This is a genomic window from Micromonospora sp. LOL_014 (assembly GCF_048060245.1).
Classification (GTDB): Bacteria; Actinomycetota; Actinomycetes; order Mycobacteriales; family Micromonosporaceae; genus Micromonospora_E.
In genome coordinates this window covers 1-24,878 of sequence record NZ_JBHMIP010000019.1, presented here as the reverse complement: position 1 = coordinate 24,878, position 24,878 = coordinate 1, and the positions used below count along the sequence as shown (strand labels likewise).

General features: G+C 70.5%; 25 protein-coding genes. 15 read left to right on the top strand and 10 right to left on the bottom strand.

All coding sequences use genetic code 11. The features are described from left to right. Positions 1-55: 55 nt before the first annotated feature. Positions 56-976, bottom strand: coding sequence for a proline dehydrogenase family protein (locus ACFHW1_RS17555; protein WP_416556261.1), 921 nt, complete (start codon positions 974-976; stop codon positions 56-58). Between the two features lie 110 nt (positions 977-1,086). On the opposite strand from ACFHW1_RS17555, the gene ACFHW1_RS17550 reads away from it, so the two are divergent. The 3 genes from ACFHW1_RS17550 to ACFHW1_RS17540 are packed head-to-tail and all read left to right on the top strand — an operon-like array spanning position 1,087 to position 3,113. After that, the gene (locus ACFHW1_RS17550) at positions 1,087-1,374 is read left to right on the top strand and encodes a hypothetical protein (protein WP_416556262.1); all 288 of its coding nucleotides are present in this window, start codon (positions 1,087-1,089) and stop codon (positions 1,372-1,374) included. A 2-nt stretch (positions 1,375-1,376) separates the two neighbouring features. After that, entirely contained in the window at positions 1,377-2,543 is a 1,167-nt protein-coding gene (locus ACFHW1_RS17545) for a glutathionylspermidine synthase family protein (protein ID WP_416556263.1), read from the top strand. A gap of 18 nt (positions 2,544-2,561) precedes the next feature. Beyond that, a complete protein-coding gene (locus tag ACFHW1_RS17540; protein WP_278171648.1) occupies positions 2,562-3,113 on the top strand; it encodes a CGNR zinc finger domain-containing protein in 552 nt (183 codons plus the stop codon). Between the two features lie 37 nt (positions 3,114-3,150). Here ACFHW1_RS17540 and ACFHW1_RS17535 read toward each other — a convergent pair whose 3' ends face one another. Together ACFHW1_RS17535 and ACFHW1_RS17530 are read right to left on the bottom strand one after the other, a co-directional pair. Next, complete coding sequence (locus tag ACFHW1_RS17535; protein WP_416556264.1) at positions 3,151-3,990, bottom strand: sugar phosphate isomerase/epimerase family protein; 840 nt, start codon at positions 3,988-3,990, stop codon at positions 3,151-3,153. Between the two features lie 10 nt (positions 3,991-4,000). Then, entirely contained in the window at positions 4,001-4,999 is a 999-nt protein-coding gene (locus tag ACFHW1_RS17530; protein WP_416556265.1) for a Ppx/GppA phosphatase family protein, read from the bottom strand. Between the two features lie 100 nt (positions 5,000-5,099). Here ACFHW1_RS17530 and ACFHW1_RS17525 point away from each other — a divergent pair, with 100 nt between their 5' ends. Further along, positions 5,100-5,915: a hypothetical protein gene (locus ACFHW1_RS17525; protein ID WP_416556287.1), complete on the top strand. Its 816-nt coding sequence runs from the start codon at positions 5,100-5,102 to the stop codon at positions 5,913-5,915. Positions 5,916-5,958: 43 nt separating this feature from the next. Here ACFHW1_RS17525 and ACFHW1_RS17520 read toward each other — a convergent pair whose 3' ends face one another. Together ACFHW1_RS17520 and ACFHW1_RS17515 are read right to left on the bottom strand one after the other, a co-directional pair. Then, positions 5,959-6,642: a response regulator gene (locus ACFHW1_RS17520; RefSeq protein ID WP_416556266.1), complete on the bottom strand. Its 684-nt coding sequence runs from the start codon at positions 6,640-6,642 to the stop codon at positions 5,959-5,961. Positions 6,643-6,683: 41 nt separating this feature from the next. Then, positions 6,684-8,000 (bottom strand): sensor histidine kinase, encoded by a 1,317-nt coding sequence (locus tag ACFHW1_RS17515; RefSeq protein ID WP_416556267.1) that lies wholly within the window; start codon positions 7,998-8,000, stop codon positions 6,684-6,686. Positions 8,001-8,198: 198 nt separating this feature from the next. Here ACFHW1_RS17515 and phoU point away from each other — a divergent pair, with 198 nt between their 5' ends. Next, entirely contained in the window at positions 8,199-8,846 is a 648-nt protein-coding gene (phoU, locus tag ACFHW1_RS17510; RefSeq protein WP_416556268.1) for a phosphate signaling complex protein PhoU, read from the top strand. A gap of 88 nt (positions 8,847-8,934) precedes the next feature. Here the strand turns inward: phoU and ACFHW1_RS17505 are convergent, their stop codons facing one another. Continuing rightward, a complete protein-coding gene (locus ACFHW1_RS17505; protein WP_416556269.1) occupies positions 8,935-9,684 on the bottom strand; it encodes a phosphoglyceromutase in 750 nt (249 codons plus the stop codon). Between the two features lie 171 nt (positions 9,685-9,855). Here ACFHW1_RS17505 and ACFHW1_RS17500 point away from each other — a divergent pair, with 171 nt between their 5' ends. Next, a complete protein-coding gene (locus ACFHW1_RS17500) occupies positions 9,856-11,175 on the top strand; it encodes an MDR family MFS transporter (RefSeq protein ID WP_416556270.1) in 1,320 nt (439 codons plus the stop codon). A gap of 321 nt (positions 11,176-11,496) precedes the next feature. Here ACFHW1_RS17500 and ACFHW1_RS17495 read toward each other — a convergent pair whose 3' ends face one another. The 3 genes from ACFHW1_RS17495 to mshA form a co-directional block, all read right to left on the bottom strand. Further along, on the bottom strand, positions 11,497-12,303 hold the full coding sequence (locus ACFHW1_RS17495; protein WP_416568442.1) for a hypothetical protein: 807 nt from the start codon (positions 12,301-12,303) through the stop codon (positions 11,497-11,499). A gap of 86 nt (positions 12,304-12,389) precedes the next feature. Further along, the gene (locus tag ACFHW1_RS17490) at positions 12,390-12,905 is read right to left on the bottom strand and encodes a YbjN domain-containing protein (RefSeq protein ID WP_416556272.1); all 516 of its coding nucleotides are present in this window, start codon (positions 12,903-12,905) and stop codon (positions 12,390-12,392) included. Positions 12,906-12,916: 11 nt separating this feature from the next. Then, the gene (gene mshA, locus ACFHW1_RS17485) at positions 12,917-14,281 is read right to left on the bottom strand and encodes a D-inositol-3-phosphate glycosyltransferase (RefSeq protein WP_416556273.1); all 1,365 of its coding nucleotides are present in this window, start codon (positions 14,279-14,281) and stop codon (positions 12,917-12,919) included. A 189-nt stretch (positions 14,282-14,470) separates the two neighbouring features. Here mshA and ACFHW1_RS17480 point away from each other — a divergent pair, with 189 nt between their 5' ends. Together ACFHW1_RS17480 and ACFHW1_RS17475 are read left to right on the top strand one after the other, a co-directional pair. Beyond that, a complete protein-coding gene (locus tag ACFHW1_RS17480) occupies positions 14,471-15,259 on the top strand; it encodes an SDR family oxidoreductase (RefSeq protein WP_416556274.1) in 789 nt (262 codons plus the stop codon). 11 nt (positions 15,260-15,270) lie between these two features. Next, positions 15,271-16,107 (top strand): class I SAM-dependent methyltransferase, encoded by an 837-nt coding sequence (locus tag ACFHW1_RS17475; protein ID WP_416591101.1) that lies wholly within the window; start codon positions 15,271-15,273, stop codon positions 16,105-16,107. Positions 16,108-16,374: 267 nt separating this feature from the next. On the opposite strand, the gene ACFHW1_RS17470 is transcribed toward ACFHW1_RS17475, so the two are convergent. Further along, the gene (locus tag ACFHW1_RS17470) at positions 16,375-17,496 is read right to left on the bottom strand and encodes a UDP-N-acetylmuramate dehydrogenase (RefSeq protein ID WP_416556275.1); all 1,122 of its coding nucleotides are present in this window, start codon (positions 17,494-17,496) and stop codon (positions 16,375-16,377) included. 69 nt (positions 17,497-17,565) lie between these two features. On the opposite strand from ACFHW1_RS17470, the gene ACFHW1_RS17465 reads away from it, so the two are divergent. The 7 genes from ACFHW1_RS17465 (at position 17,566) to ACFHW1_RS17435 (ending at position 24,746) form a co-directional block, all read left to right on the top strand. Continuing rightward, positions 17,566-18,327: a maleylpyruvate isomerase family mycothiol-dependent enzyme gene (locus ACFHW1_RS17465; protein ID WP_416615724.1), complete on the top strand. Its 762-nt coding sequence runs from the start codon at positions 17,566-17,568 to the stop codon at positions 18,325-18,327. 222 nt (positions 18,328-18,549) lie between these two features. Next, a complete protein-coding gene (locus tag ACFHW1_RS17460) occupies positions 18,550-19,854 on the top strand; it encodes an ABC transporter substrate-binding protein (RefSeq protein WP_416556277.1) in 1,305 nt (434 codons plus the stop codon). Then, positions 19,851-20,867, top strand: a complete 1,017-nt coding sequence (locus ACFHW1_RS17455) for a carbohydrate ABC transporter permease (protein ID WP_416556278.1) — start codon at positions 19,851-19,853, stop codon at positions 20,865-20,867. Before ACFHW1_RS17460 ends, ACFHW1_RS17455 begins: the two co-directional genes overlap by 4 nt. Positions 20,868-20,941: 74 nt before the next feature. Beyond that, positions 20,942-21,715, top strand: coding sequence for a carbohydrate ABC transporter permease (locus ACFHW1_RS17450; protein ID WP_416556289.1), 774 nt, complete (start codon positions 20,942-20,944; stop codon positions 21,713-21,715). Next, positions 21,712-23,094, top strand: coding sequence for a GH1 family beta-glucosidase (locus tag ACFHW1_RS17445; protein WP_416568444.1), 1,383 nt, complete (start codon positions 21,712-21,714; stop codon positions 23,092-23,094). The genes ACFHW1_RS17450 and ACFHW1_RS17445 overlap by 4 nt, the downstream gene beginning before the upstream one ends. Positions 23,095-23,151: 57 nt before the next feature. Then, positions 23,152-24,162 (top strand): LacI family DNA-binding transcriptional regulator, encoded by a 1,011-nt coding sequence (locus ACFHW1_RS17440; RefSeq protein ID WP_281553031.1) that lies wholly within the window; start codon positions 23,152-23,154, stop codon positions 24,160-24,162. A 257-nt stretch (positions 24,163-24,419) separates the two neighbouring features. Further along, positions 24,420-24,746, top strand: coding sequence for a hypothetical protein (locus ACFHW1_RS17435; protein ID WP_416556280.1), 327 nt, complete (start codon positions 24,420-24,422; stop codon positions 24,744-24,746). The last annotated feature ends 132 nt before the right edge of the window (positions 24,747-24,878 follow it).

Sequence of the window (24,878 nt, the reverse complement as noted above, 5' to 3'; positions counted from 1 at the left end):
GGGCCGGAACCATCCCGGTCCAGCCCGGGTTGAGCGGCAACACAGGGTGCCGGCGTCAGTCGCGGGAGAGCAGCGCCCGGCCGAGAAACGCCACGTTGGCTGGACGCTCAGCGAGCCGGCGCATCAGGTAGCCGTACCAGTCGGTGCCGTAGGGCAGGTAGACCCGCATGGTGTAGCCCTCCCCCGCGAGCCGGGCCTGTTCGGCCGGTCGAACCCCGTACAGCATCTGGAACTCGAACTCCTCCGGCGCCCGGTCGAACCAGCGGGCCCGGTCCTCGGCGATCGCGATCAGGCGCGGGTCGTGAGTGGCCAGCATCGGGTAGCCGGCGCCGGAGAACAGGATGTTGAGGCACCGCACGAAGGACTTGTCGACGTCGATCGCCGACTGGTAGGCGACCGACTCCGGCTCCGCATACGCCCCCTTGCACAGCCGCACCCGGGAACCGGCGGTGGCCAGCTCCCGGCAGTCCGTCTCGGTACGCCGCAGGTAAGCCTGCAGCACCGCCCCGGTGGATGGATGGTCGGCACGCAGCGTCTGCAGAACGTCCAGGGTCGAGTCGGTGGTGGTGTGGTCCTCCATGTCGAGGGTGACGGTGCCACCGACGGCGGCCGCCGCCGCGCAGATCGCCTGGGCGTGCCCGGTCGCCGCCGGCTCGTCGAACCGCTGCCCGAGCGCGGAGAGCTTCACGCTGACATCGGCGCCGGCGGCGAGACCGGCCCGGTCCAGCGCGTCCAGCAGGGCCAGGTACTCCGCCCGCACGGCGCTGGCCTGCTCGGCGGTGGTGGTGTCCTCACCGAGGTGGTCGATGCTGATCACCAGACCGGTACCGGTGAGCTCGGCCGCGGCGGTCAACGCCTCGTCGATGGTGGTGCCGCCGACGAATCGGCGTACCACGTCACGGCTGAACGGGGCGGCGGCGACCAGCCGTTCGATCGTGGTCGACCGGGACGCGGCGAGGATGACCGAGCGAAGCATAGGGCGAGCGTATCGCCCTTGACCACGACCGGCCCGGCCAGTGGCCGAGGTCCGGCCGCAGGCCGAGATCCACCGACGCCGGGCGTGCGTCGGTGAGCTACAACAGTGCTGTGGACAAGATCTCCCCGCGCCGGCTCCGGTCGACCAGTGTCCAGCTCGGTGCGCTCACCGCGCTGGCGCTCTCCCTCTCCGGCTGCAACCTGGTCCCGGACGACGACTGCGACGACGACCGGTCGATGGGTGCCGGCTCCGGCGGCGGCACGACGGTGCTGGCGATGGCCGCCGGCGGCGCCGGGGCGTTCGTCGCCCGTACCACGCCGGAAGCTCCGGCCGACACCACAGCGGCCATGCCCGACCGAGGCGGATTCGGCACCCACCTCGCCTCCTGCGGCGGCTGAGCGTGCGGCGCGAAACCTGTCGGCCCCGGCCGGACTGGGACGCGACGGTACGGCAGCAGGGTCTGGTGTACGCCGACACCGAACTGCCCAACGGCTCGGTGATGTCCTACTGGGATGAATCCGCCTGCTACGCCTTCGACCTACCGGAGGTGCTGCGGCTGGAGGAGGCGACCGAGGAACTGCACCGGATGGCGGTGGCGGCGGCCGAGCACGTGGTGACGCACCGGCGGTACGCCGATTTCGGCATCCCGGCGTGGGCCACCGACGCAGTCGCCCGGTCGTTGCGCGAGCGGCCACCGAGTCTGTACGGCCGGTTCGACCTCTGGTACGACGGCTCCTGGCCACCGAAGCTGCTGGAGTACAACGCCGACACCCCCACCGCCCTGGTCGAAGCCGCGATCGTGCAGTGGTACTGGCTGGAGGACACCCGACCGCAGCTCGACCAGTGGAACAGCCTGCACGAACGGCTGGTGGCGGGCTGGGCGCAGATTAAGGCCGGGATGTACCATCCGACGCTGCACGTCACCTGGTCGAGCGAGGAGGAGACCGGCGAGGATCTGATGACCGCCGGATACCTCGCCGAGACCGCCCGCCAGGCCGGGCTGACCGCCGAGCTGCTGCCGATGCTGGACGTAGGCTGGGACGGCCGGCGCTTCGTCGACGCCGCCGACCAGCCGATCACCACCTGCTTCAAGCTCTACCCGTGGGAGTGGATGCTGGCCGAGCCGTACGGGCGGCTGGCGCTCGCACCGGGCACCCCGACCACCTGGATCGAGCCGGCGTGGAAGCTGCTGCTGTCGAACAAGGCGCTGCTGGCGGTGCTCTGGGAGCTGTTTCCGGACCACCCGTACCTGCTGCCGGCGTACCTGGACGGACCGCGCGGGATGCCGGAGTACGTCGCCAAGCCGCTGCTCGGCCGGGAAGGCGCGGCGGTACGGATCGTGGCTGCCGGCGGTGAGATCGAGAATCCGGGCGACTACGGCGCCGAAGGCTGGTGCTACCAGGAGTTCCGGGCGCTGCCGGCGTTCGACGGCAACCATCTGGTGCTGGGCAGCTGGGTGGTGGCCGGCGAGTCGGCCGGTGCCGGGTTACGGGAGAGTTCCGGATTGATAACCGACGGGTACGCCCGGTTTCTGCCGCACTACGTGGCCGCCCACCGGGCGATCTGAATCGTCTACGGTTGTCAGGTGGACTTCGACGCCTACGCGCGGACCGCAGTTGATCTGGTCAACTCCCCGTTGGCTGACCTCGACGACCTGAGGGCGCTGTTCCACGGCGACCACGTCTGGATGTGCGACGAGGTCTGTGACCGCGACCTGACGGTGTTCCGGCGGGCCGGTAGACGCCTGCGGGACGTCTTCGAGTACGGCACCACCGGGCGCGATGCCGACGCGGTCGCCGAGCTCAACTCGCTGCTCGCGGCGTTTCCGGTGCAGCCGCGGATCTCCGGCCACGACTCCAACGACTGGCACATGCACGTGACCGGCCGGGGAGCCTCGGTCAGCGCCGAGTATCTGGCTGGGGCGGTGTGGGGGCTGTCGGTCTGGCTGTGCGAGTACGGCAGTGCCCGGTTCGGCGTCTGTGCTGACGCCCGCTGCGGCAACGTCTACCTGGACACGTCGTCGAACTGCTGCCGGCGGTTCTGCTCGGAGCGCTGCGCCACCCGCTCGCACGTGGCCGCGCACCGGGCCCGCAAGCGCGCCGCGGTCGAGGACAAGCCGCTGCTGCCGGTCAGCTGACGGTCTTCCCCGGCTCCAGCCGGCCAGTCTTTCCGGCTCAGCCGGCCGGCTGGTCGGCGGTCGCCGACCGGCCGGGGCTGCCGCCGTCGATGGCGGCCAGGTGCCGGCGGGCGAACGCCAACGAATCGCGCAGGTCGGCCTCGCGCACCGTACGGCTGCGGGCGCCACGGGTGGCGACCTCGACCGCCACCGCGCCCCGGAAGCCGTTGCCGGCCAGCGAGCTGAGCAGCTCGCCGCACGGCTGGTTGCCCCGGCCGGGGACCAGATGCTCGTCGCGGCCGAGGCCGCTGCCGTCGCCGAGGTGCACGTGCTCCAGCCGGTCGCCCATCGCGGCGGCGAGGGCCAGTGCGTCGGCCCGCGACGCGGCGCAGTGCGACAGGTCAAGGGTGTACGCGTCGTAGCCGACCTCGGTCGGATCCCAGCCGGGCTGGTACGGAACGAACTCACGGCCGGCCATCCGGACCGGGAACATGTTCTCCACCGCGAACCGCACCTGTGGGTGGGCGTCGCGCAGGGTACGCAGCCCGTCGGCGAAGGTACGGGCGTAGTCACGTTGCCAGCTGAACGGAGGATGCACCACGACGGTCGGCGCGCCGAGCGTCTCGGCCAGTACGGCCGAGCGGCGCAGTCGTTCCCACGGGTCGGAGCTCCAGACCCGCTGGGTGACCAGCAGGCAGGGGGCATGCACAGCGAGTACCGGCACACCGTAGTGCGCGGCAAGCCCACGCAGCGCGCCAGCGTCCTGGCTGACCGCATCGGTCCAGACCATCACCTCGATGCCGTCGTAGCCGAGCGCGGCGGCCAGCTCGAAGGCGGCCGCCGTCGGCTCGGGAAACACCGATGAGCTGGAGAGCAGCACGGGTACCGCGGAGGTCACGACGCCCAGCCTAGCCCGGCCGGCGCGGACCTGCCGGGCCGGTGACCGTGCCCAGGTCACCGGCAGAGATCAGCTCCAGCTGTGCCATCCGGCGCAGGATCACCCCTTCCCGCAGCGCCCACGGACAGATGTCGAGCGACTCGATGCCCAACTGCCGCATGACCGACTCGGCCACCATCGCCCCCGCCAGCAACTGGTGCCCCCGGCTGGCGCTGACCCCTTCGAGTTCGCGCAACTCGGCAGGCGGGATGTGGCGGATGAACCCGGTCACCTGACGCAGCCCGGTACGGGTCAGCCGCCGGGGCGCCCACAGCCCGGCGCTGGACGGCGCGGCCCCGGTCAGCCGGGCCAGGGTGCGGAACGTCTTGGAGGTGCCGACCGTCCGGTCCCAGCCCTGCGCCTGCAGCAGCGGGACCATCGTCTGCACCTGGGCGTCGACGTACTCCCGCAGGTCGGCGACGAACTGTGCGGCCGGCGGGCTGGCGGTGAACGGGGTGACCCCGAGCCGTTCCCGGGTCAACCGGCCGGCCCCGAGCGGCAGCGACTGGGCCAGGTGCGGCTCCTCGTCGACACCGGCGGCCAGCTCCAGGGAGCCGCCGCCGATGTCCAGCACCAGCAGCCGGCCGGCGGACCAGCCGAACCAGCGGCGGACCGCGAGGAAGGTCATCCGGGCCTCGTCGGTGCCGGAGAGCACCTGCAGGTGCACGCCAGTCTCGACGCGGACCCGGGCCAGCACCGCCGCCGAGTTGGTGGCGTCGCGCACCGCCGAGGTGGCGAACGCGATCAGGTCGCTGGTCTTCCAGTGGTCGGCTGCGGCCCGCGCGGCGGCCACCGCTTCGACCAGGGCGTCCGCCCCGGCCGGGGTGAGCGCGCCGTCCGGACCGATCTGTTCGGCGAGCCGCAGCAGCGACTTCTCCGAGTGTGCCGGCCACGGGTGGGCGCCAGGGTGTGCGTCCACCACGAGCAGATGCACGGTGTTGGAGCCGACGTCGAGCACACCCAGTCGCATGTGATCACCCTAGGCCAATCCGGCGTACCGACCCGCTTGCCCGGCCCGCCGCAGGTGGCAGGCGTACCCTGGCCGGGTGGCACCCCGTGGCGAGCTCCGGATCCTGGTCGAGACCCCGGCCGACCCCCGCAGTCGGGAGGTCGAGCTGGACTTTCCCCGTGAGTGGATCGAGTTCGTCGACCCGGCCGACGCCGCGCATCTGATCCGGGCCGACCTGACCTGGTTGCTGTCCCGCTGGACCTGTGTGTTCGGTGGGTCCTGCCACGGCATCATCGCCGGCCGGGCTGGGGACGGCTGCTGTTCGCACGGTGCCTTCTTCACCGACAGCGACGACGAGAACCGGGTCAAGGCGGCCGCGAAGCGGCTCACCCCGCAGACCTGGCAGCACTACCGGCGCGGGTTCAAGAACTACACCGAGATGGACACCGTCGACGGTAAGAATCCGGCGCGGCGGACCGCCACCCGCAGCGCCGACGGGCCGTGCGTGTTCCACAACGACGCCGACTTCCCCGGTGGCGGGGGTTGTGCGCTGCACGCCCAGGCGCTGCGCGACGGGGTGCATCCGCTGGAGTACAAGCCGGACGTCTGCTGGCAGTTGCCGATCCGCCGGGACCAGGAGTGGGCCAAACGCCCGGACGGCAGCAAGGTGCTGGTCTCCACGCTGACCGAGTTCGACCGGCGGGGCTGGGGTGCCGGTGGGCACGATCTGGACTGGTGGTGCACCTCGTCGCCGGAGGCGCACGTCGGGGGCGAGCCGATGTACCGGTCGTACGAGCCGGAGCTGACCGCGCTGGTCGGCAAGGCGGCGTACGCCCGGTTGGCCGAGCTGTGCGCGGCACGGGCCCGGCGTGGCCTGGTGGCAGCGCACCCGGCCACGCCGCGCCGGCGGACGCCGAACGCCCGCCGGTCGGACTGACACCGAAGCGACCGCCGGCCCCGGCACCGGCCCCAACATTTGGTCAGGACTCGAACTTGTAGCCCAGCCCGCGCACGGTGACGATGAAGCGCGGGGCCGACGGCTCCGGTTCGATCTTGGAACGCAGCCGCTTGACGTGCACATCGAGGGTTTTGGTGTCCCCGACATAGTCGGCACCCCACACCCGGTCGATCAGCTGCCCCCGGGTGAGCACCCGGCCGGCGTTGCGCAGCAGCAGCTCGAGCAGCTCGAACTCCTTCAGCGGCAGCTGGACCGAGTCACCGTCGACGGTCACCACGTGCCGCTCGACATCCATCCGAACCGGTCCGGCGGTCAGCGTCGCGGTGGACGCTTCGATCACCTCGGTGCTCTGTCTGCGCAGCACCGCCCGGATCCGGGCGACCAGCTCCCGGGGCGAGTACGGCTTGGTGACATAGTCGTCGGCGCCGATCTCCAGGCCCACCACCTTGTCGATCTCGCTGTCCCGGGCAGTCACCATGATGATCGGTACCCGGGAGCGTTGCCGCAGTTCACGGCAGACCTCGGTGCCGGACATCTCGGGCAGCATCAGGTCGAGCAGCACGATGTCCGCTCCGGTGCGGTCGAACTCGGTGAGCGCGGCGGTGCCGGTTGGCGCCACCGACACCTCGAACCCCTCTTTGCGCAGCATGTAGGAGAGCGCGTCGGAGAAGGACTCCTCGTCCTCCACCACGAGTACCCGGGCCACTTGTCGTTTCCTTCCCTGTGTCCGGCCTGATCCGCTCAGACCTACTCGTGCGCGGCCGGACCGGTGTCGATCTCAACCGATTCGGGTAGCGGCAGTGCGGCGTCCGGCGGGCTGGCAGGCAGCCGCAGCGTGAACGTCGACCCTCCACCCAGCGTGCTGGAAACCTCGACCCGACCGCCATGGTTGGTGACGATGTGCTTGACGATGGCCAGGCCCAGCCCGGTGCCGCCGGTGCTGCGCGAGCGTGCCTGGTCGGCCCGGTAGAACCGTTCGAAGATCCGGTCAACCTCGTCGGGGGCGATGCCGATGCCCTGGTCCGCGACGGCGATGTCGACGTATTCGTCGGCCCGGGAGGCGGTCACCGTGACCCGGGTGTCCGCACCGGAGTAGGCGATCGCGTTCTCCACCAGGTTCGCCACCGCGGTGGCGATCTGGCTGTCGCGACCGTACACGGTCAGCCCGCGCTCGCCCGTCACCGTCACCTCGATCCGGCGGGCTGCGGCCGGGGTACGGGTCCGGTCCACGACCTCGGCCAGCACCCAGTCGACCGCGATCGGGTCGGGGGCCGGCAGCGGCTCGGCTCCCTGTAGCCGGGTGAGTTCGAGCAGCTCGTTGACCAGCCGGCCGAGCCGGGTCGACTCGTGCTGAATCCGTTCGGCGAATCGGCGGGCGGCGGCCACGTCCTCGGTCGGGTCGGTGACCGCGCTGTCCGGGTCGGTGGCGTCCAGCAACGCCTCGGCGAGCAGCTGCAGGGCACCGATCGGGGTCTTCAGCTCATGACTGACGTTGGCGACGAAGTCCCGGCGGACCCGGGCCACCCGGTGCGACTCGGTGACGTCGGCGGCTTCGACCGCCACGTGGTTGCCGCGCAGGCCGACGGCCCGCAGGTGCACCCCGAGCGGGTCCTGGGTGCCGCCTTCGCGGCCCCGGGGCAGGTCGAGCTCCACTTCGCGACGCACGCCAGTGCGGCGGACCTGCCCGGCCAGGGTACGGATGATCGGGTGCGCGGTGACGCTGCCCGGCGTCGGCCCGGCCCGGAGCATTCCCATCGCCCGGGCCGCCGGGTTGACCAGCACCGGCACGTCGGTGTCGTCGAGCACCACCACGCCGACCCGCAACGAGTCCAGGCTCCGGCGGGCCAACGAGTCGATGAGGCTGCGGGCCGGGGCCGGGGGTGCCGCAGCGGCGTCGTTCGCGACGATCTGCGGCCTCCCGTTGCTGGACGTACGCTGCCCGCCCCGGTGTTCGACCGGGGCGGATGCCAGTTGTCGTGCCCGGGCTCGCGCCAGGAGCAGACCGGCGACGAGCCCGCCGCCAGTGCCGACGGCCGCACCGCCGGCCAGAACCGCCCAATCCACGGGGCGATCGTAGGGCCATTGTTAACCTGGTCAGCCACCCGAACAGGACATATCTCACGGCAATCGCCAGATGTTCATACTGCCGCCCCGCTCTGTTCACCCCTGTTCATCTGGGTGCCGGCAAGCCGCCATACGGTGTGGGCGACACCGGGCGGGACCAGGACCGGAGACCTCCCACCACGACGACGGAAGGCCACCATGCGCGAGGAGTTCCAGGCCGAGCTGCAGGAAATCAGCGAGCTGCTGGTATCGATGGCGGAAGCCGCACAGACGGCGCTGCGCCGGGCGACCGGCGCGCTGCTCACCGCCGACCGCGAAGCCGGCGAGACGGTACTGGTCAACGATGCCGAGATCGATGCCCTTTACCGCACGGTGGAGGAGCGGGTGAGCGACTTGCTGGCCCGGCAGGCGCCGGTCGCCTCCGACCTGCGGATGGCGATCACCGCGCTGCACGTGGCCTCCGGGTTGGAGCGGATGGGTGACCTCGCCGACCACGTGGCCAAGACCGCGCTGCGTCGCCACCCGTCACCAGCTGTCCCGGCCGAGCTACGCGGAGTCTTCTCGGAGATGGCCGAGGTCGCCGACCGCATGATCGCCAAGGTGGTCGGGGTGCTGCGTACCCCGGACGCGGAGACCGCCGCCGAGCTCGACAGCGACGACGACGCGATGGACGAACTGCACCGCAAGCTGTTCCGGGTGCTACTGGGCAAGGACTGGCCGTACGGTGCGGAGACCGCCATCGACGGCGCGCTGCTGGGCCGGTTCTACGAGCGGTACGCCGACCACGCGGTCAACGCCGGCCGGCGGGTCGTCTACCACGTGACCGGGGTGAGTCCGAACGACTGACCGGCCGGCCGGGCAGCGGTGCCAGGCCGGCCATGACCAGGGCCAGGGGTACGGTGCGGACCACGTCCCGTACCCCTGGCCCGACGGCTCAACGGCCCTGGTTGGCGACCGCGGCGGCCGCTGCCGCGGCGGCGTCCGGGTCCAGGTAGTCACCGCCGGCGTTGACCGGTCGCAGCGCGCCGTCCAGGTCGTAGCGCAGCGGGATGCCGGTCGGGATGTTCAGCTTGGCGATCGCCTCGTCGGAGATCCCGTCGAGGTGCTTCACCAGCGCCCGCAGCGAGTTGCCGTGCGCCGCGACCAGCACCTGCTTGCCGGCGAGCAGGTCCGGCACGATCGCGTCGTACCAGTACGGCAGCATCCGCCGCACCACGTCGGCCAGGCATTCGGTGCGGGGCATCAGCTCCGGCGGCAGCTCCCGGTACCGAGGTTCGCCGACCTGCGACCAGTCGTCGTCGTCGGCGATCGGCGGCGGCGGGGTGTCGTAGGAGCGGCGCCAGAGCATGAACTGCTCCTCGCCGTACTCCTCCAGGGTCTGCTTCTTGTTCTTGCCCTGTAGCGCGCCGTAGTGCCGCTCGTTGAGCCGCCACGACCGGCGCACCGGGATCCAGCCCCGGTCCGCGGTGTGCAGCGCCAACTCGCTGGTCCGGATGGCCCGCCGCAGCACGCTGGTGTGCACCACGTCCGGCAGCAGGTTGTGCTGCGCCAGCAGCTCACCGCCGCGCCGCGCCTCGGCCTCGCCCTTGGCGGTCAGATCCACGTCGACCCAACCGGTGAAGAGGTTCTTCGCGTTCCACTCGCTCTCGCCGTGCCGGAGCAGCACCAGTGTCCCCACAGTCATGTCGTCCATCCTGCCGGACCCGGTGCCCGGAGGTTCACCGGCCCGGGGCACCGGCCGGCCGGGGTGACGACCGCCACGCGGAAATTCGCATGCTCGGTACGCCGCCCGACGCCTAGCGTGTAAGGCACAGATGTTGCACTGTTCATTACTGCACGGGGGGGTAGCTAGCCGATGTCGGGTGCGCGGGGATGGCTACAGCAGACCACCAGCGGCCTGCCCCGGGCCTTCTGGTACCTGTGGACCGGCAGCCTGATCAACCGGCTCGGCTCGTTCGTCGTGATCTTCCTGGCCATCTACCTGACCGCCGGGCGCGGCCTGTCCGGCTCCCAGGCCGGTCTGGTGCTCGGCGCCTGGGGCGCCGGCGGAGCCGTCGGCACCCTGCTCGGCGGGACGCTCGCCGACCGCTGGGGGCGCCGCCCAACGCTGCTCACCGCGCATCTGGGCGCTGCCACCATGCTGATCGTCCTCGGGTTGGCCGACCGGTGGTGGCTGCTCCTGGTGGGCGCCGCACTGCTCGGCCTGTTCAACGAGGGTGCCCGGCCGGCGTACGGGGCGATGATGATCGACGTGGTCCCGGCCGCCGACCGGCTGCGTGCCTTCTCGCTCAACTACTGGGCCATCAACCTGGGGTACGCGTTCGCGGCGGTGCTCGCCGGACTCGCCGCGCAGGTCGACTACTTCCTGCTGTTCGCGGTGAACGCGAGCACCACCCTGGCCACCGCCGCGCTGGTCTTCGCCAAGGTCGGTGAGACCCGGCCGGCGACCCAGGCGGCGGCACCACTCGGTCCGACCGTGGTCGCGGCCCGACCGGCCGGGTTGCTGGTTGTCGTCACCGACCGGGTCTTCCTCGGCTTCGTCGGGCTGAACGTGCTGCTGGCCATGGTGTTCATGCAGCACGGCGCGATGTTGCCGATCGCGATGGCCGACGACGGGCTGTCGCCCACCACGTTCGGCGTGGTGATGGCGCTCAACGGCGTACTCATCGTGGTCGGGCAGCTCTTCGTCCCCCGGTTGATCAGCGGCCGCAACCGTTCGCACGTGCTGGCTCTGGCGGCGGTGATCGTCGGGGTCGGCTTCGGCCTGACCGCCGTCGCCGACGTCGCCTGGTTGTACGCGGTGACAGTGCTGATCTGGACCGCTGGCGAGATGCTCAACTCGCCGTCGAACGCGACGCTGATCGCCGAGCTCACCCCGGCCGCACTGCGCGGCCGCTACCAGGGTGTTTTCTCGCTGTCCTGGTCGGTCGCCGCCTTCGCCGCGCCGATCACCGGCGGCTTCGTCTGGCAGTACGCGGGGAACACCGCACTGTGGCTCGGCTGCGCCGCGATCGGCGGGGTGGTCGCGGTGGGTCAGCTGATCGCCGGACCGGCCCGCGAGCGGCGAGCCGCCGAGCTGCGGACGGGCGCTTCGGCCGTAACTCTGCCGGCCCGGTCCCAGCTGGCGAAGCCGGACGGGTCTCAACAGCCGCTGGCGCCGGCTCATCCGCAGTAGTTGCCGGGCCGGCGGAAACGGATAACCAGCGGCGGGGAGCGACACTCACCCCCGTAAGCGTCGCTCCCCCTCGCCGCCGGTTTCGGGTGGCGCCGTCCCCCAACGGCCCAATGCCACCGGTCCCCCGGCACCCAGCCCGGTTGTTCGGACCGAACCGGTCCGACGGCCCCCAGCCAATCCCGGGCTCGGCGCGTGACTCAACCGTAGTTCCTGACACTTCCGATGGACAAGGCGATTCGGTTGTACGCCCAATCACACCATCCGAGGTGCCGAACGGGTTTACGCCCGCAACAACCCCGACGAGTGATGACCAATACACGCTCAGGCATCTTCACGGTCGGGAGATTCAAGCCGGAAGAAATTGCTCGGTGTACCGTCCGTGCGCTGTTCCTGGTAGATGAAGTTCAACCGACGCTGATCAAACGTCCCAAACCACTCATCCCAGGAGATCTTGCGTAAATTGCCGCCACCGTAGCCGGGGAAGTCGATCCGCAGCACGCTGGGCCGGCCATCGCGAGGGGCGCTGACGGTCGCCGGGGTACCGCCCCGGGCGTCGGCCCACTGCCGGATCGTCCGGTGATCGGTGGTGATCAGGCTACGCCCGGCACGTTCGGCATGCTGCTGCGGATCGTCGATACGCTGGGCGTACTTCAGCGAACTGGACGACTTGGCTCCGGACCGGATCTTGGCACCGCCGGACCGTCCGCCACCGCCCGCGCCAGAGGTGTTCCGCCCCGTCGAACTGGTGCTCTTGCGGGCCGCACTGGTGCTCTTGCGCGCCGCACCGGCGCTCTTGCCAGCCGGCGCCGAACGCTGGGAGGTCGGCGAACCGGCCTTCGGCCGGGACGCCTGCTTCGCCCGCGCCGGAGTACCCCGCCGCATCGCCCGCGCCAACGACTTGATCAGATCGGGCTTGCGCAGGTTGGACGTGCCGGTCACCCCGCGCTTGCGCAGCTGGTCTCGCAGTTCGTCGACGCGAAGGTCGGCGAGGTCGCTCTCCCGGACCGCGCCGCCGGCCCGGCCGATGGTCGCCGAGCTGGACTTGCGGGCCGAGCTGGAGCTACGGCCGGCCTTGGACCGTCCGTTCGACGCAGGGCTGCGGCGCCGGGTGCTGGTCTGTTGAGGCATGGTCTGCTCACTCCCTTTGACAGTGTGCCTGCGGGGGGCAGTGGGCGACGGTTGCGCCACCATGCGAGCAGTACCCTGCTGACTCCCTACAAACCTGGATCCTCCGGCGTCTTGTCGTCGAAAAGGTGCGCGAAGGCGCGCAGGTTCGCCACCGATTCACCTCTTTTGACCCGCCATTCCCACTCGCGGCGGATCGCCGAACCGAAGCCGATCTCCAGCATCGCGTCGAATGACTCGTCGGCATAGGTGAGCACCGATCCGAGTATCCGGTCCAGTTCGTCTTCGGTAATTCCGGCCAGCCCGACACGACCGGTAAGGTAGATGTCGCCGACCGCGTCGACCGAAAAGGCGACACCGTACATCCGGGCGTTGCGTTGCAGCAGCCAGGTCCACAACTCGGTACGCCGTTCATCGGGCTGCCGCATCACGAATGCTTCTATTCGCAGCGCCTGCTCGCCGACGATCAGATTGCACACCGTCTTCAGCTTGTGGGTACCCGGCAACGTCACCGCGTACGACAGGTCACCGGTTGGTTCCCAGCTCAGCTCGCGATCGGCGCAGACCGCCTCGATCAGCGCCGCCACCTCGGCTCGTCCGCTCATGGCACTCCTGGTCACCCCACGCTCGCCGACAGGGCGTCGGCGTCCCGGGACATCCCGGCGGCGGTCGCCGCGCGGTACGCCCGCACCGCCTCACCGTAAACGTCGAGCAGCCCGGCCGCAGTGCGTGTCCAGGAGAACTGCCGGGCGTGCTCCACCGCGCCCCGACCGAGCCGGTCCCGCAACGCCGGAGCGGCAAGCAGATCGCCGATCGCCCGGCCCCAGTCGTCCGGGTGGTGCCCGTCGACCAGCATCCCGCTGTGCCCGTCGCGGACCGCGGTGACCAGGCCACCGACTGAGGCGGCCAGCACCGGCGTGCCGCAGGCCTGAGCCTCCAGAGCGACCAGGCCGAATGATTCGTTGTACGACGGCACCGCGACCAGGTCGGCGGCCCGGAACAGAGCCGGCAGGTCGGTATGGCCCAGCGGCGGCATGAACCGCACCAGATCGTCGACTCCCAGCGATTTGGCCAGGTCGATCAGGGCACCCGGCTGGTCCAGACCGGTGCCGCTCGGGCCGCCGGCGACCACCACCGTGAGATCGGCGACCGCACCCGGATCCCGCCGACGCAGCGCGGCCACCGCGCGCAGCAGCACGTCCGGCGCCTTCAGCGGCTGGATCCGGCCGGCGAACGCCACCAGATGGCCACGGACCGGCAAGCCGAACCGCCGTCGGGCGGCCGCCCGGGCAGCCTGTTCCCGGCCGGGCGGGCCGGGCCGGAACCGGTCCAGGTCGACGCCCGGTTCGACCACGGAGACCCGGTCCGCCTCGGCGCCGTACCAGTCGATCAGCTCGCCGGCCTCGGTCCGGGTGTTCGCCACCAGATGGTCCGCCTCGGTGACCAGCTGTTCCTCGCCGATGATCCGAGGGGCCGGTTCCGGGCGGTCACCGGCCGCCAGCCGGGCGTTCTTGACCTTGGCGAGCGTGTGCGCGGTGTGCACCAGCGGCACCCCCCAGCGCCCCTTCGCCAGCCACCCGACCTGCCCGGAGAGCCAGTAGTGTGAGTGGATCAGGTCGTAGTAGCCGGGTGCCCGGGCGGCTTCTGCCCGCAGCACCCCGGCGGTGAATGCGCAGAGCTGCGCCGGCAGGTCCTCCTTCGGCAGCGGCTCCAGCGGACCGGAGATCACCTGCCGCACCCGTACGCCGGGTGCCATCTCCACCACCGACGGTACGCCACCCGCCGTCGCCCGGGTGAAGATCTCGACCTCCACGCCGGCCTCGGCCAGCCGCCGGGACACCTCGACGATGTAGACGTTCATGCCGCCGGCGTCGCCGGTGCCCGGCGAGTCCAGCGGAGAGGTGTGCACCGACAGTGTCGCGACCCGCCGGGGACGCGGCGGCGGCTGGTTGTCACCCGGCCCGGCCTGACCCACCTGCACCACGTCGCTCCCTCCGCTCGCCTGATCGCAACCAACGCCACCAACCAGGACGACCCGTCACATCTTCCCGGTACTGGCAGCGACATGCCGCACTACAGCGGGTGGAGGTGACCCACCTCTCGTCGACGGCGACGCCCGGGACCGACCGGCGGCGACCGTCCCGGTCCGCCAAGCGGCGACAATGGCTGGATGACACCGATCGCCATCGTCACCGGAGCGTCCAGCGGAATCGGCGCGGCAACCGCCCGCCGGCTGGCCGCCGAGGGCTTCCACGTGGTCGCCGCCGCCCGCCGCGGCGACCGGCTCGCCGACCTGGTCGACTCGATTCGCGACAACGGCGGGGCCGCCACCGCGGTGACCTGCGACGTCACCGACGACGAATCGGTGGCCGGGCTGGTGCAGGCGGTCGGCGGGTTGGCTCAGCAGGCTGACCTGCCTGGCCGGGTCACCCTGCTGGTGAACAACGCCGGCGGGGCGCGCGGGCTGGACCCGGTCGAGTCCGCGCCGGTGGCCGACTGGCGGTGGATGTACGAGGTGAACGTGCTCGGCACGCTGCGGGTCACCCAGGCTCTGCTGCCGGCGCTGACCGCCAGCGGGTCCGGCACCGTCGTGGTGATCGGCTCCACCGCCGGGCAGGTCGTCTACGAGGGCGGTGGCGGCTACACCGCAGCCAAGCACGGCCAGACCGCGCTGACCGAGACGCTACGGCTGGAGCTGTGCGGCCGGCCGGTCCGGGTGGTCGAAATCGATCCGGGCATGGTGCGTACCGACGAGTTCAGCGTGAACCGGTTTGGCGGGAACACCGCACGTGCCGACGCGGTCTACGCCGGGGTGGCCGAGCCGCTGGTCGCCGACGACATCGCGGACTGCGTCGCCTGGTGCGCCACCCGGCCGCAGCACGTCAACGTGGACCGGCTGGTGGTCCGCCCGTTGGCCCAGGCAGCGCAGCACAAGGTGCACCGGGTGCTGCCCGGGTGAGCGGGAATCGAATGGCCCGACCGGTCGGAGCTCGCGCGCCCGACGCGGCCCGGCCGGTCGGCGAGGTCACCCGGGGCACCACCGCACCGAACCGGCTGCGCCGGGCCGACCGGTGGATCGCGTACCGCTGCGGGCCGGCACTGACGGACGCGGCCCGGCCACCGCTGGTGGTCGACCTCGGTTTCGGCGCCCACCCGGTGACCACCGTCGAGCTGGCCACCCGGCTGCGGTCGGTGCGACCGGACGTGCGGGTGGTCGGCCTGGAGATCGACCCGGACCGGGTCGCGGCGGCGGCTCCGGCTGCCGCGCCGCCACAACTGACCTTCGGCCGGGGTGGATTCGAGCTGGCCGGGCTCCGGCCGGTGCTGGTCCGGGCGTTCAACGTACTGCGCCAGTACGCCGAGTCCGACGTCGCGGCGGCGTGGGCGACGATGCGCGCCGCGCTCGCTCCCGGAGGTTCGCTGGTCGAGGGGACCTGTGACGAACCGGGCCGGGTCTGCTCCTGGGTGCTGCTCGACGCCACCGGGCCGGTCTCGCTGACCCTGGCCGGCCGGTTGGCAACGCTGGCCGGCCCGGCCGGTGGCGGGCCGGCGGTGCTCGCCGAACGGCTGCCGAAGGCGCTGATCCACCGCAACGTGCCGGGCGAGCGGGTGTACGCGCTGCTGCGGGCGCTCGACGAGAGTTGGCGGGCGGCGGCCGGCTATGCGCCGTACGGGCCACGGCAGCGCTGGCTGCACACGGTGTCGGCGCTGCGGGACGGCGGCTGGCCGGTGCTGGACCGACCGGCACGGTGGCGGCTCGGCGAGTTGACCGTGCCCTGGTCGGCGGTGGCCCCGCCCGGCGGCTGAGCGCTGGCCCGCCCGGCGGGCCGGGCCGGACGACCGGTTTCGTAACCTGCTGAACGGGTCCAAACCGGCATGTATCCCTTTCGACCCGTGGGCTTGGCCCATGTTGTGTGCAGTGGGCTCATCGAGGTGACGCTGACGCACGTCAAGATGCGAAAGTAACGTGCTTCAGCGTCACCTCGATGAGCGTTCATGCCACCGGGAGACCGGAGCACCTGTCACCCGGTCACGATTGCCTACGACCACTGGCCGAACTTCGGAACTACTCGGCTAGTCGAAGGAGCAGTTGACCAGGACCGGCTCCGGGTGCAGGGTCACGCCGTACCGGTCGCGGACCCCGTCCCTGATGGTGCCGGCCAGGTCGAGCAGCGCGGCGGTGCTGCCGCCGCCCCGGTGGGTGAGCGCCAGGGTGTGCTTGCTGGAGATGGCGACCGGCGCGTCGCCGCCCGGGTAGCCCTTGCCGTACCCGGCCTTGTCGATCAGCCACGCCGCGCTGACCTTGACCGCTTCGCCACCGGCGACCGGCCAGGTCGCCGGCTCACCCGTCCCGGCGACGGCGACCCGGGCGTGGAACCGCCGCGCGGCGGCGGCGTCCAGCACCGGGTTGGTAAAGAACGAGCCCACCGAGCGAGTGTCCGGGTCGGTGGCGTCGAGCACCATTCCCTTGCCGGCCCGTAGCCGCAGCACGGCGGCACGGGCGTCGGCCAGCGGCACCCGGTCACCGACGGCGACGCCGAGGCTGCGGGCCAGCTCGGCGTAGCGCACCGGGGTGGACAGCTCGCTGCGGGCCAGTCGAAAGTCCACCGCCAGCACCAGGTAGCGGTCGTTGCGTTTGAACAGGCTGTCGCGGTAGGCGAACCGGCAGTCGGTGGCGGGCAACGCGTACCGCTCGTCGGTGAGCCGGTCGTACACGTGCACGGCCTGCACGGTCTCGGCGACCTCCTGACCGTAGGCGCCGACGTTCTGGATCGGGGTGGCACCGGCTGCGCCCGGGATACCGGACAGGCATTCCACCCCGGACCAGCCGGCGGCGACGGTCGCCGCGACCAGGTCGTCCCACGGCTCGCCGGCCTCGACCCGGATGGTGACGGTGGCCGGATGGCCGACCGCCGCCGGTTCCTCGGCGATCACCTGGAAACCGGTGGAGCGGACCAGGATCACCGTGCCGGGGAAGCCGTCGTCGCCAATAACCACGTTGCTGCCGCCGCTGAGCAGCAGAATCCGCTCGCCGCGCCGGCCGGCGTCACGGACCGCCTCGGTCAACTCGTCGGCGGTGGACGCGGTGACCAGCCGGTCGGCCGGGCCGCCGAGGGCGAGCGTGGTATAGCGTGCCAACGGCGCAAGGGCCGTCGGGTCTTCAGCAGATGGCGCGTGGGCACTAACGTCAGGCACACCCCTCACCCTAGGCTGGAATCCACCCGCGCCACGCCACTGGCTGTCGGCTCGACCCGGAGGATCATGATGAGCAGGCTGCACGGCTCCAAGGACTTCTGGCTCGGCGCGCTACGGGCGGACGGTCCGGCGTTCCGGGCCGCCGTCGCTGAGGTGCCGCTGGACGCGCCGGTGCCGTCCTGCCCGGACTGGACGGTCGTCGACCTGGTGCACCATCTCGGCATCGTGTACATGTGGGTGCGGGAGACCGTGTCGCGCGGTGTCGCCGATCCGCGGGAGGAGCGGCCGCCGGTGGTTGCCAAACCCGACGGGGCCGAGGCGCTCGCCTGGTGGCAGCAGGAGTTCGAGGCGCTGGTCACCCTGCTGGACGGGCTCGACCCGGAGATGCCGGCATGGAACTGGGCGCCGCAGACCAAAAAGGTGAGCTTTTGGGTCCGGCGGATGGCGCACGAGACCGCGGTGCACCGCTGGGACGCGCAGACGGCGATCGCCGGGGTGGAGCCGGTGGAGGCGAAGCTGGCCGTTGATGGGATCAGCGAGGTGCTGGACTCCTGGCTGCCGGCGGGCCGGCGGCGCAGCCACCAGCCGGTGTACGGGGTGGCGCATCTGGTGGCGACCGATGCCGAGCAGGAGTGGTACGTCCGGTTGCGGGGCGAGGGCATTGCGTTGCTGGACACCGGCACGATCCTCGATTCGGACGATCACCACACCCGGACCCTGGCTACCGGCTCCGCGAGTGACCTGCTCCTCGGGCTCTGGGGTCGGGTGCAGTTCGACATGCTGGACGTCTCCGGCGACGCAGCACTGCTGGACGCGCTGCGGGTCGGCTGACCACTGCCCGCTCTTTCGTCCGTCGGAACGGGTGTAGGTAACGCGCCGGCAACGTTCTGAGAGCGCTCTCTTGACAGGGAGCGATTGACGTCCCACTCTCGTGAGAGCGCTCTCACCGCCCGCACCGGCCAGTCGACCAGGTCGCCAGGGTCGACAGAGAGCCAGCCAGCAAACACGCAGTTTCCGCACCCCACCATGCCTGGACCTGAGAGGGGTCAACCCATGGGCACCAATTCAAGGCGCCGGCTGGTCACCGCGACCGCCGCTGCGGTCACCGTGCTCGCCGCAGCTACCGGCTGCGGCGGCGGCGAAGCCGCCGACGACGGCACCATCACCCTGACCGTCGACGTCTTCGGCCAGTTCGGCTATGAGGAGCTGTACAAGCAGTACGAGGCCGAGAACCCCGGAATCAAGATCGTCGAACGGGGCACCGGTACCAACCTCGACGAGTACTCCCCCAAGCTGACCCAGTGGCTGGCCGCCGGCAAAGGCGCTGGTGACATCGTCGCCATCGAGGAGGGCCTGCTCATCGAGTACAAGGCCAACCCGCAGAACTTCGTGAACCTGCTCGACCACGGCGCCGCCGAGCTCGAAGGCAACTTCATGCCGTGGAAGTGGGACCAGGCACTGACCGCCGACGGCAGCCAGCTGATCGGGCTCGGCACCGACGTCGGCGGCATGGCGATGTGCTACCGCACCGACCTGTTCGAGGCCGCCGGGCTGCCGACCGACCGCGACGAGGTCTCTGCGCTCTGGCCGACCTGGCAGGACTACATCTCCGTCGGCGAGCAGTTCGTCGAGGCCGACACCGGCGCGTCGTTCCTGGACGCGGCGACCCAGACGTTCAACACGATCGTGCTGCAGACCGCCGGTGCCGCCGAGGGCTACCACTACTACGACCTCGACGACAACCTCGTTGTCGACACCAACCCGGCCGTCAAGCAGGCCTGGGACATCACCATGGACATCATCGACTCCGACCTGAGCGGCAAGTACGGCGCCTGGTCCGACGAGTGGGTGGCCGCGTTCAAGCAGGCCAAGTTCGCCACCATCGCCTGCCCGGCCTGGATGACCGGGGTCATCGAGGGCAACGCCGGCCCGGAGGCGGCCGGCAAGTGGGACATCGCCAAGGTGCCCGGCGACGGCGGCAACTGGGGCGGATCGCACCTGGCCGTGCCGGCGCAGAGCGAGCACCAGGAGGAGGCCGTCAAGCTGGTCAAGTTCCTGACCAGCCCGGAGGGGCACATCGGGGCGTTCAAGGCCAAGGGCCCGCTGCCGTCGTCGCCGCAGGCGCTCGACGACCCGGCGATCCTGGAGGCGACCAGCGAGTACTTCAACGACGCCCCGATCGGGCAGATCTTCGGTGAGGGCGCCAAAAACCTCAAGCCGGTCTACATGGGACCGAAAAACCAGGCGGTCCGCACCGAGGTGGAGAACGCCGTCCGAACGGTCGAGCTGGGTCAGCGTACGCCCGACGAGGGCTGGACCGACGCGGTGAACAACGCCAAGACGGCGGCCGAGAAGTGACCGCAGGCCGGGTGGCACAGGTCGGGCCGGAGCAGCCGGCCGCCGACGCCACCCGGCCGGCCCGGCGACAGCCCGAGCCGCCGCACCGGCGGCCCCGGCTGTGGCTGGCCCGGCTGGACACCAAAGCATCCCCGTACCTGTACATCGCGCCGTTCTTCGTGCTGTTCGCGATCTTCGGCGCCTACCCGCTGGGCTACACGTTCTGGGTGTCGCTGCACGACTGGGACCTGCTCGCCGCCGAGCACCCGTTCGTCGGCTTCGACAACTACAGCCGGCTACTCGGCGACGGCGACTTCTGGAACTCGGTGCTCAACACGTTGGGCATCTTCGTCATCTCCACCGCGCCGCAGCTGCTGCTGGCGCTCTGGCTGGCCCACCTGTTGAACCGGCAGCTGCGGGCCCGTACGTCGTTCCGGATGAGCATCCTGATCCCGAACATCACCTCGACGGCGGCGGTGGCGATCGTCTTCGGTCAGCTGTTCAGCCGCGAGTTCGGCATGATCAACTGGGCGCTGGACCTGATCGGCATCGACGCCATCGACTGGCGCAACACCAGGTTCGGCGCCTGGGTGGCGATCTCGACGATGGTCGACTGGCGGTGGACCGGCTACAACGCGCTGATCTTCCTGGCCGCGATGCAGTCCATCCCGAAGGACCTGTACGAGTCGGCGGCGATCGACGGCGCACCCCCCGCCCGGCAGTTCTGGTCGATCACCGTGCCGATGCTGCGGCCGACGATCGTCTTCTGCGTCATCATCTCCACCATCGGCGGACTGCAGTTGTTCACCGAGCCGCTGCTGTTCAACTCCGGCCCCAACCCGATCCGGGGTGGGCCGCTGCGCGAGTCGCAGACGATGACCATGTACATGTTCGAGAACGCCTTCGCGCCGCACTTCAACTTCGGTTACGGCTCGGCGATCGCCTGGATGCTGTTCGCCCTGATCGTCGTCATCTCGCTGATCAACGTGCTGGTGATCCGCCGGCTCGGCAACAGCGCCCGGAAGCAGGGGTGAGCACCGTGAAAGCCAGTCAGCACCTGTGGAGCGCCAGCAAACTGACGTACGCGACGCTGATCGTCGCCGGGCTGATGTCGATCTTCCCGATCTACTGGATGTTCGTGGTCGCCACTCGGTCCAGCGACGCGATGGGGCAGATCCCGCCGCCGCTCACCCCCGGCGGCAACCTGCCGGGCAACATCGAGCGGCTGTTCAACAATCCGGACGCGTACTTCCTCACCGGCATGATCAATTCGGCGGTCGTCGCCGGCACCGTCACCTTCTCGGTGGTGCTGTTCTCGTCGCTGGCCGGGTTCGCCTTCGCCAAACTTCGGTTCAAGGGCTCCCACGCCCTGCTGCTGGTGATCATCGCGACGATGATGGTGCCGACCCAGCTCGGCGTCATCCCGCTGTACATGCTGATGAGCCAGCTGGACTGGAACGACCGGCTCGCCGCGGTCATCGTGCCGGCGCTGGTCACCGGATTCGGGGTGTTCCTGATGCGCCAGTACGCCAGCCAGGCGGTCAGCACCGAACTGATCGAGGCGGCCCGGGTCGACGGCTGCTCCACGCTACGGATCTACTGGAACGTGGTGCTGCCGGCACTGCGCCCCGCCGCCGCCGTGCTCGGCCTGCTCACCTTCATGACCATGTGGAACGACTTCCTCTGGCCGTACGCGGTGCTCAACGACCCGGAGAACCCGACCGTGCAGCTGTCGCTGCGGGCACTGTCGAACGGCTACTACAACGATATGTCGCAGGTCTTCACCGGTACGGCGCTCGCTACGCTGCCACTACTGATCGTGTTCATCATTTTCGGCCGTCAGATCATCGGCGGCATCATGGAAGGTGCTGTCAAGGCGTGACGAACTCCAACGAGCCCGTACGATTCCCCGACTCGTTCATCTGGGGCGCGGCGACCGCGTCGTACCAGATCGAAGGCGCTGCCCGGGAAGCCGGTCGCGGCCCGTCGATCTGGGACACGTTCAGCCGTACGCCGGGCAAGGTGCACGCCGGGCACACCGGGGACGTGGCCTGCGACCACTACCACCGCTACCGCGACGACGTGGCGTTGATGGCCGAACTGGGGCTGCACACCTACCGGTTCTCCATCGCCTGGCCGCGCGTACAGCCGGACGGCACCGGCCCGGTCAACCCGCACGGGCTGGACTTCTACGACCGGCTCGTCGACGAGCTGCGCGGGCGCGGCATCGAGCCGATCATCACCCTCTACCACTGGGACCTGCCGCAGACCCTGGAGGACCGGGGCGGCTGGACCAACCGGGAGACGGCCGAGGCCTTCGCTGAGTACGCGCGGGCCGTGTACGCCCGGCTCGGCGACCGGGTCCAGACCTGGACCACGCTCAACGAGCCGTGGTGCTCGGCGTACCTGGGTTACGGCTCCGGATTGCACGCCCCGGGCCGTACCGACCCGGCCGCCACCTTCCAGACCGTGCACCACCTGCTACTCGGCCACGGGCTGGCCAACCAGGCGCTACGCGCCGCCGGCGCGTCGACTGTCGGGATCACGGTCAACCCGACCTCGGCGTTCCCCGCCGACCCGGCCGGCGAAGCCGACGCCAAGGCGGTCGAGCTGGTCGAGGACCTGCAGAACCGAATCTTCCTCGATCCGATCCTGCGCGGTGGCTACCCGCAGCGCATCCTCGACCACGTCAGCCGGTTCACCGACCTGGACCACATCCGCGACGGCGACGAGAGGATCATCGGCGAGCCGATCGACCTGCTCGGTATCAACTACTACTCCCCCACCTACCTGGCGGCGAAGGAGGGTGCGCCCGGTGGCGGCGGGGCGTTTCCCGGCACCGAGGGCATCGAGTTCATCGCCCCGGCACCGCCGCTGACCGACATGGGTTGGCAGATCCAGCCGTCCGGGTTGACCGCGCTGCTGAGCAAACTGGGGCGGGACTACCCGGGCGTACCGATGATCATCACGGAGAACGGCGCTGCCTTCCCCGACCAGCTGCACCCCGACGGCGACCGGGTCGACGACACCGACCGGGTCGCCTACCTGGACGGGCATCTGCGGGCCGCGCACGCCGCGATCGCCGCCGGGGTTGACCTGCGCGGCTACCTGGTGTGGTCACTCCTCGACAACTTCGAGTGGTCGTACGGCTACGCCAAGCGATTCGGCATCGTGTATGTGGACTACCTAGCCCAGCGGCGGGTGCCAAAGGCCAGCGCACGGTGGTACCAAGAGGTGATCCGCCGCAACGGCATCGGCTGAGCCGCTGGCGTTCACCGAGGGGCGGGACCTTCACAGACGGGGAGCACAGGCGTGAGCATGGCCAGGGAACGTCCGACGCTGGAGGCGGTGGCCCGCCGGGCCGGCGTGTCCCGGGCCACCGTCTCACGGGTGGTGAACGGCTCCACCACCGTCGCCGAACCCATCCAGGACGCGGTCCGCCGGGCGGTCCAGGAGCTGGGGTACGTCCCCAACCTGGCCGCCCGCAGCCTGGTCACCCAGCGCACCGACTCGATGGGACTGATCCTGCCGGAGACCGCCACCCGGGTCTTCTCCGACGACCAGGTCTTCCCCGGCATCATCCACGGCGTCAGCCAGGAGCTGGAAGCCGCCGACAAGCAGCTGGTGCTGATGATGTCCGGCTCGGTCGGCAGCCACGACCGGGTCGAGCGGTACGCCCTGGGCCGACACGTCGACGGCGTCATGTTCGCCTCGATCCACGGCGTCGACCCGATGCCCGGCACCCTGGCCCGCAGCGGCCTGCCGGTGGTGTGCAGCGGCCGACCGATGGGCCAGGTCAGCGCCGGGGTGCCGTACGTGGACGTGGAGAACGAGGCCGGTGCCGAGCGGGCGGTCCGCTACCTGCTGGAGTCCGGCCGGCGGCGAGTGGCGACGATTGCCGGCCCACAGGACATGATCGCCGGGGTGGACCGGCTGGCCGGCTACCGTACGGTGATCCGGGAGACTGGTGGGCGGTCGCTGGTCGCCGCCGGCGACTTCACCCGCGAGTCGGGCGCGGTCGCGATGCGTCAGCTGCTCGAGGACGACCCGGCGTTGGACGCCGTCTTCGTCGCCTCCGACCTGATGGCCCACGGTGCCATCCGTACGCTGCGGGAAGCCGGCCGCCGGGTGCCCGACGACGTCGCGATCATCGGCTTCGACGACATCGAGATGGCCGGCTACCTGGACCCGGCGCTGACCACCGTCCGCCAGCCGATCCAGGAGATCGGCCGGACGCTGGCCCGGCTGCTACTGCGGCTGGCCGACGGCGAGGCCGTCGGGCCGGCCGTGGTGCTGCCCACCGAGCTCGTCCGGCGCGACTCCGCCTGAGGTCCGACTCCCGGTCCGCACCCGGTCCCGCTCTGACCCTGACTGACCTCGCCTGACTGGGTACGCGCGGTTTGCGAGATCATGCAGATGAATGCAGTTCACAAAACCACTGGTCAACCGCAGTTCAATTTCGACTTTTCGTAGTCGTCGCAGGTCGGCACAGCCCCGCCGCCGCAAGCCTGATAACGGCAAGACATTGCCGAGCACGAATGCCGCTGTTACCGTGAGATCAAATCCGCAACAGGAAGGGGACACCCGTGCGTACTCTCGCAAGAGTCGCCGCCACCGCGGCGATGGTCGTGGGCGCGATGGTTGCCACCGGGACCGCCGCGGTCGCCGCCGATTCGTCGTCGAACACCCAGGCCAGCACCACGTCCGCCAGCACGGCTGCGGTCGGCTACTACTACGGCTACGGCAGCGGAGGCAGCGCGAGCAGCGCCACCCTCAGCGCCAGGTTCCAGGCCGAGACGTGGGCGCAGATGGATGGCTACAACCCCTTCATCGACTGCTTCGTCGTCAACTCGTACGTGACCCAGATCAGCGACTACTACTACACCGCGAACGTCACCCTGCTCTGCTACTGACCAGCAATTCCTGAAGATCGGAACAATTGCGCCGGCTCACCTGGCAGTGGGCCGGCGCGCCCTTCCCGGCCCAGGGTCATTGCGTAGTGGGGTAACTGCTGGTCACGGTCGTGATGAGGTCGTGGGGGCGGC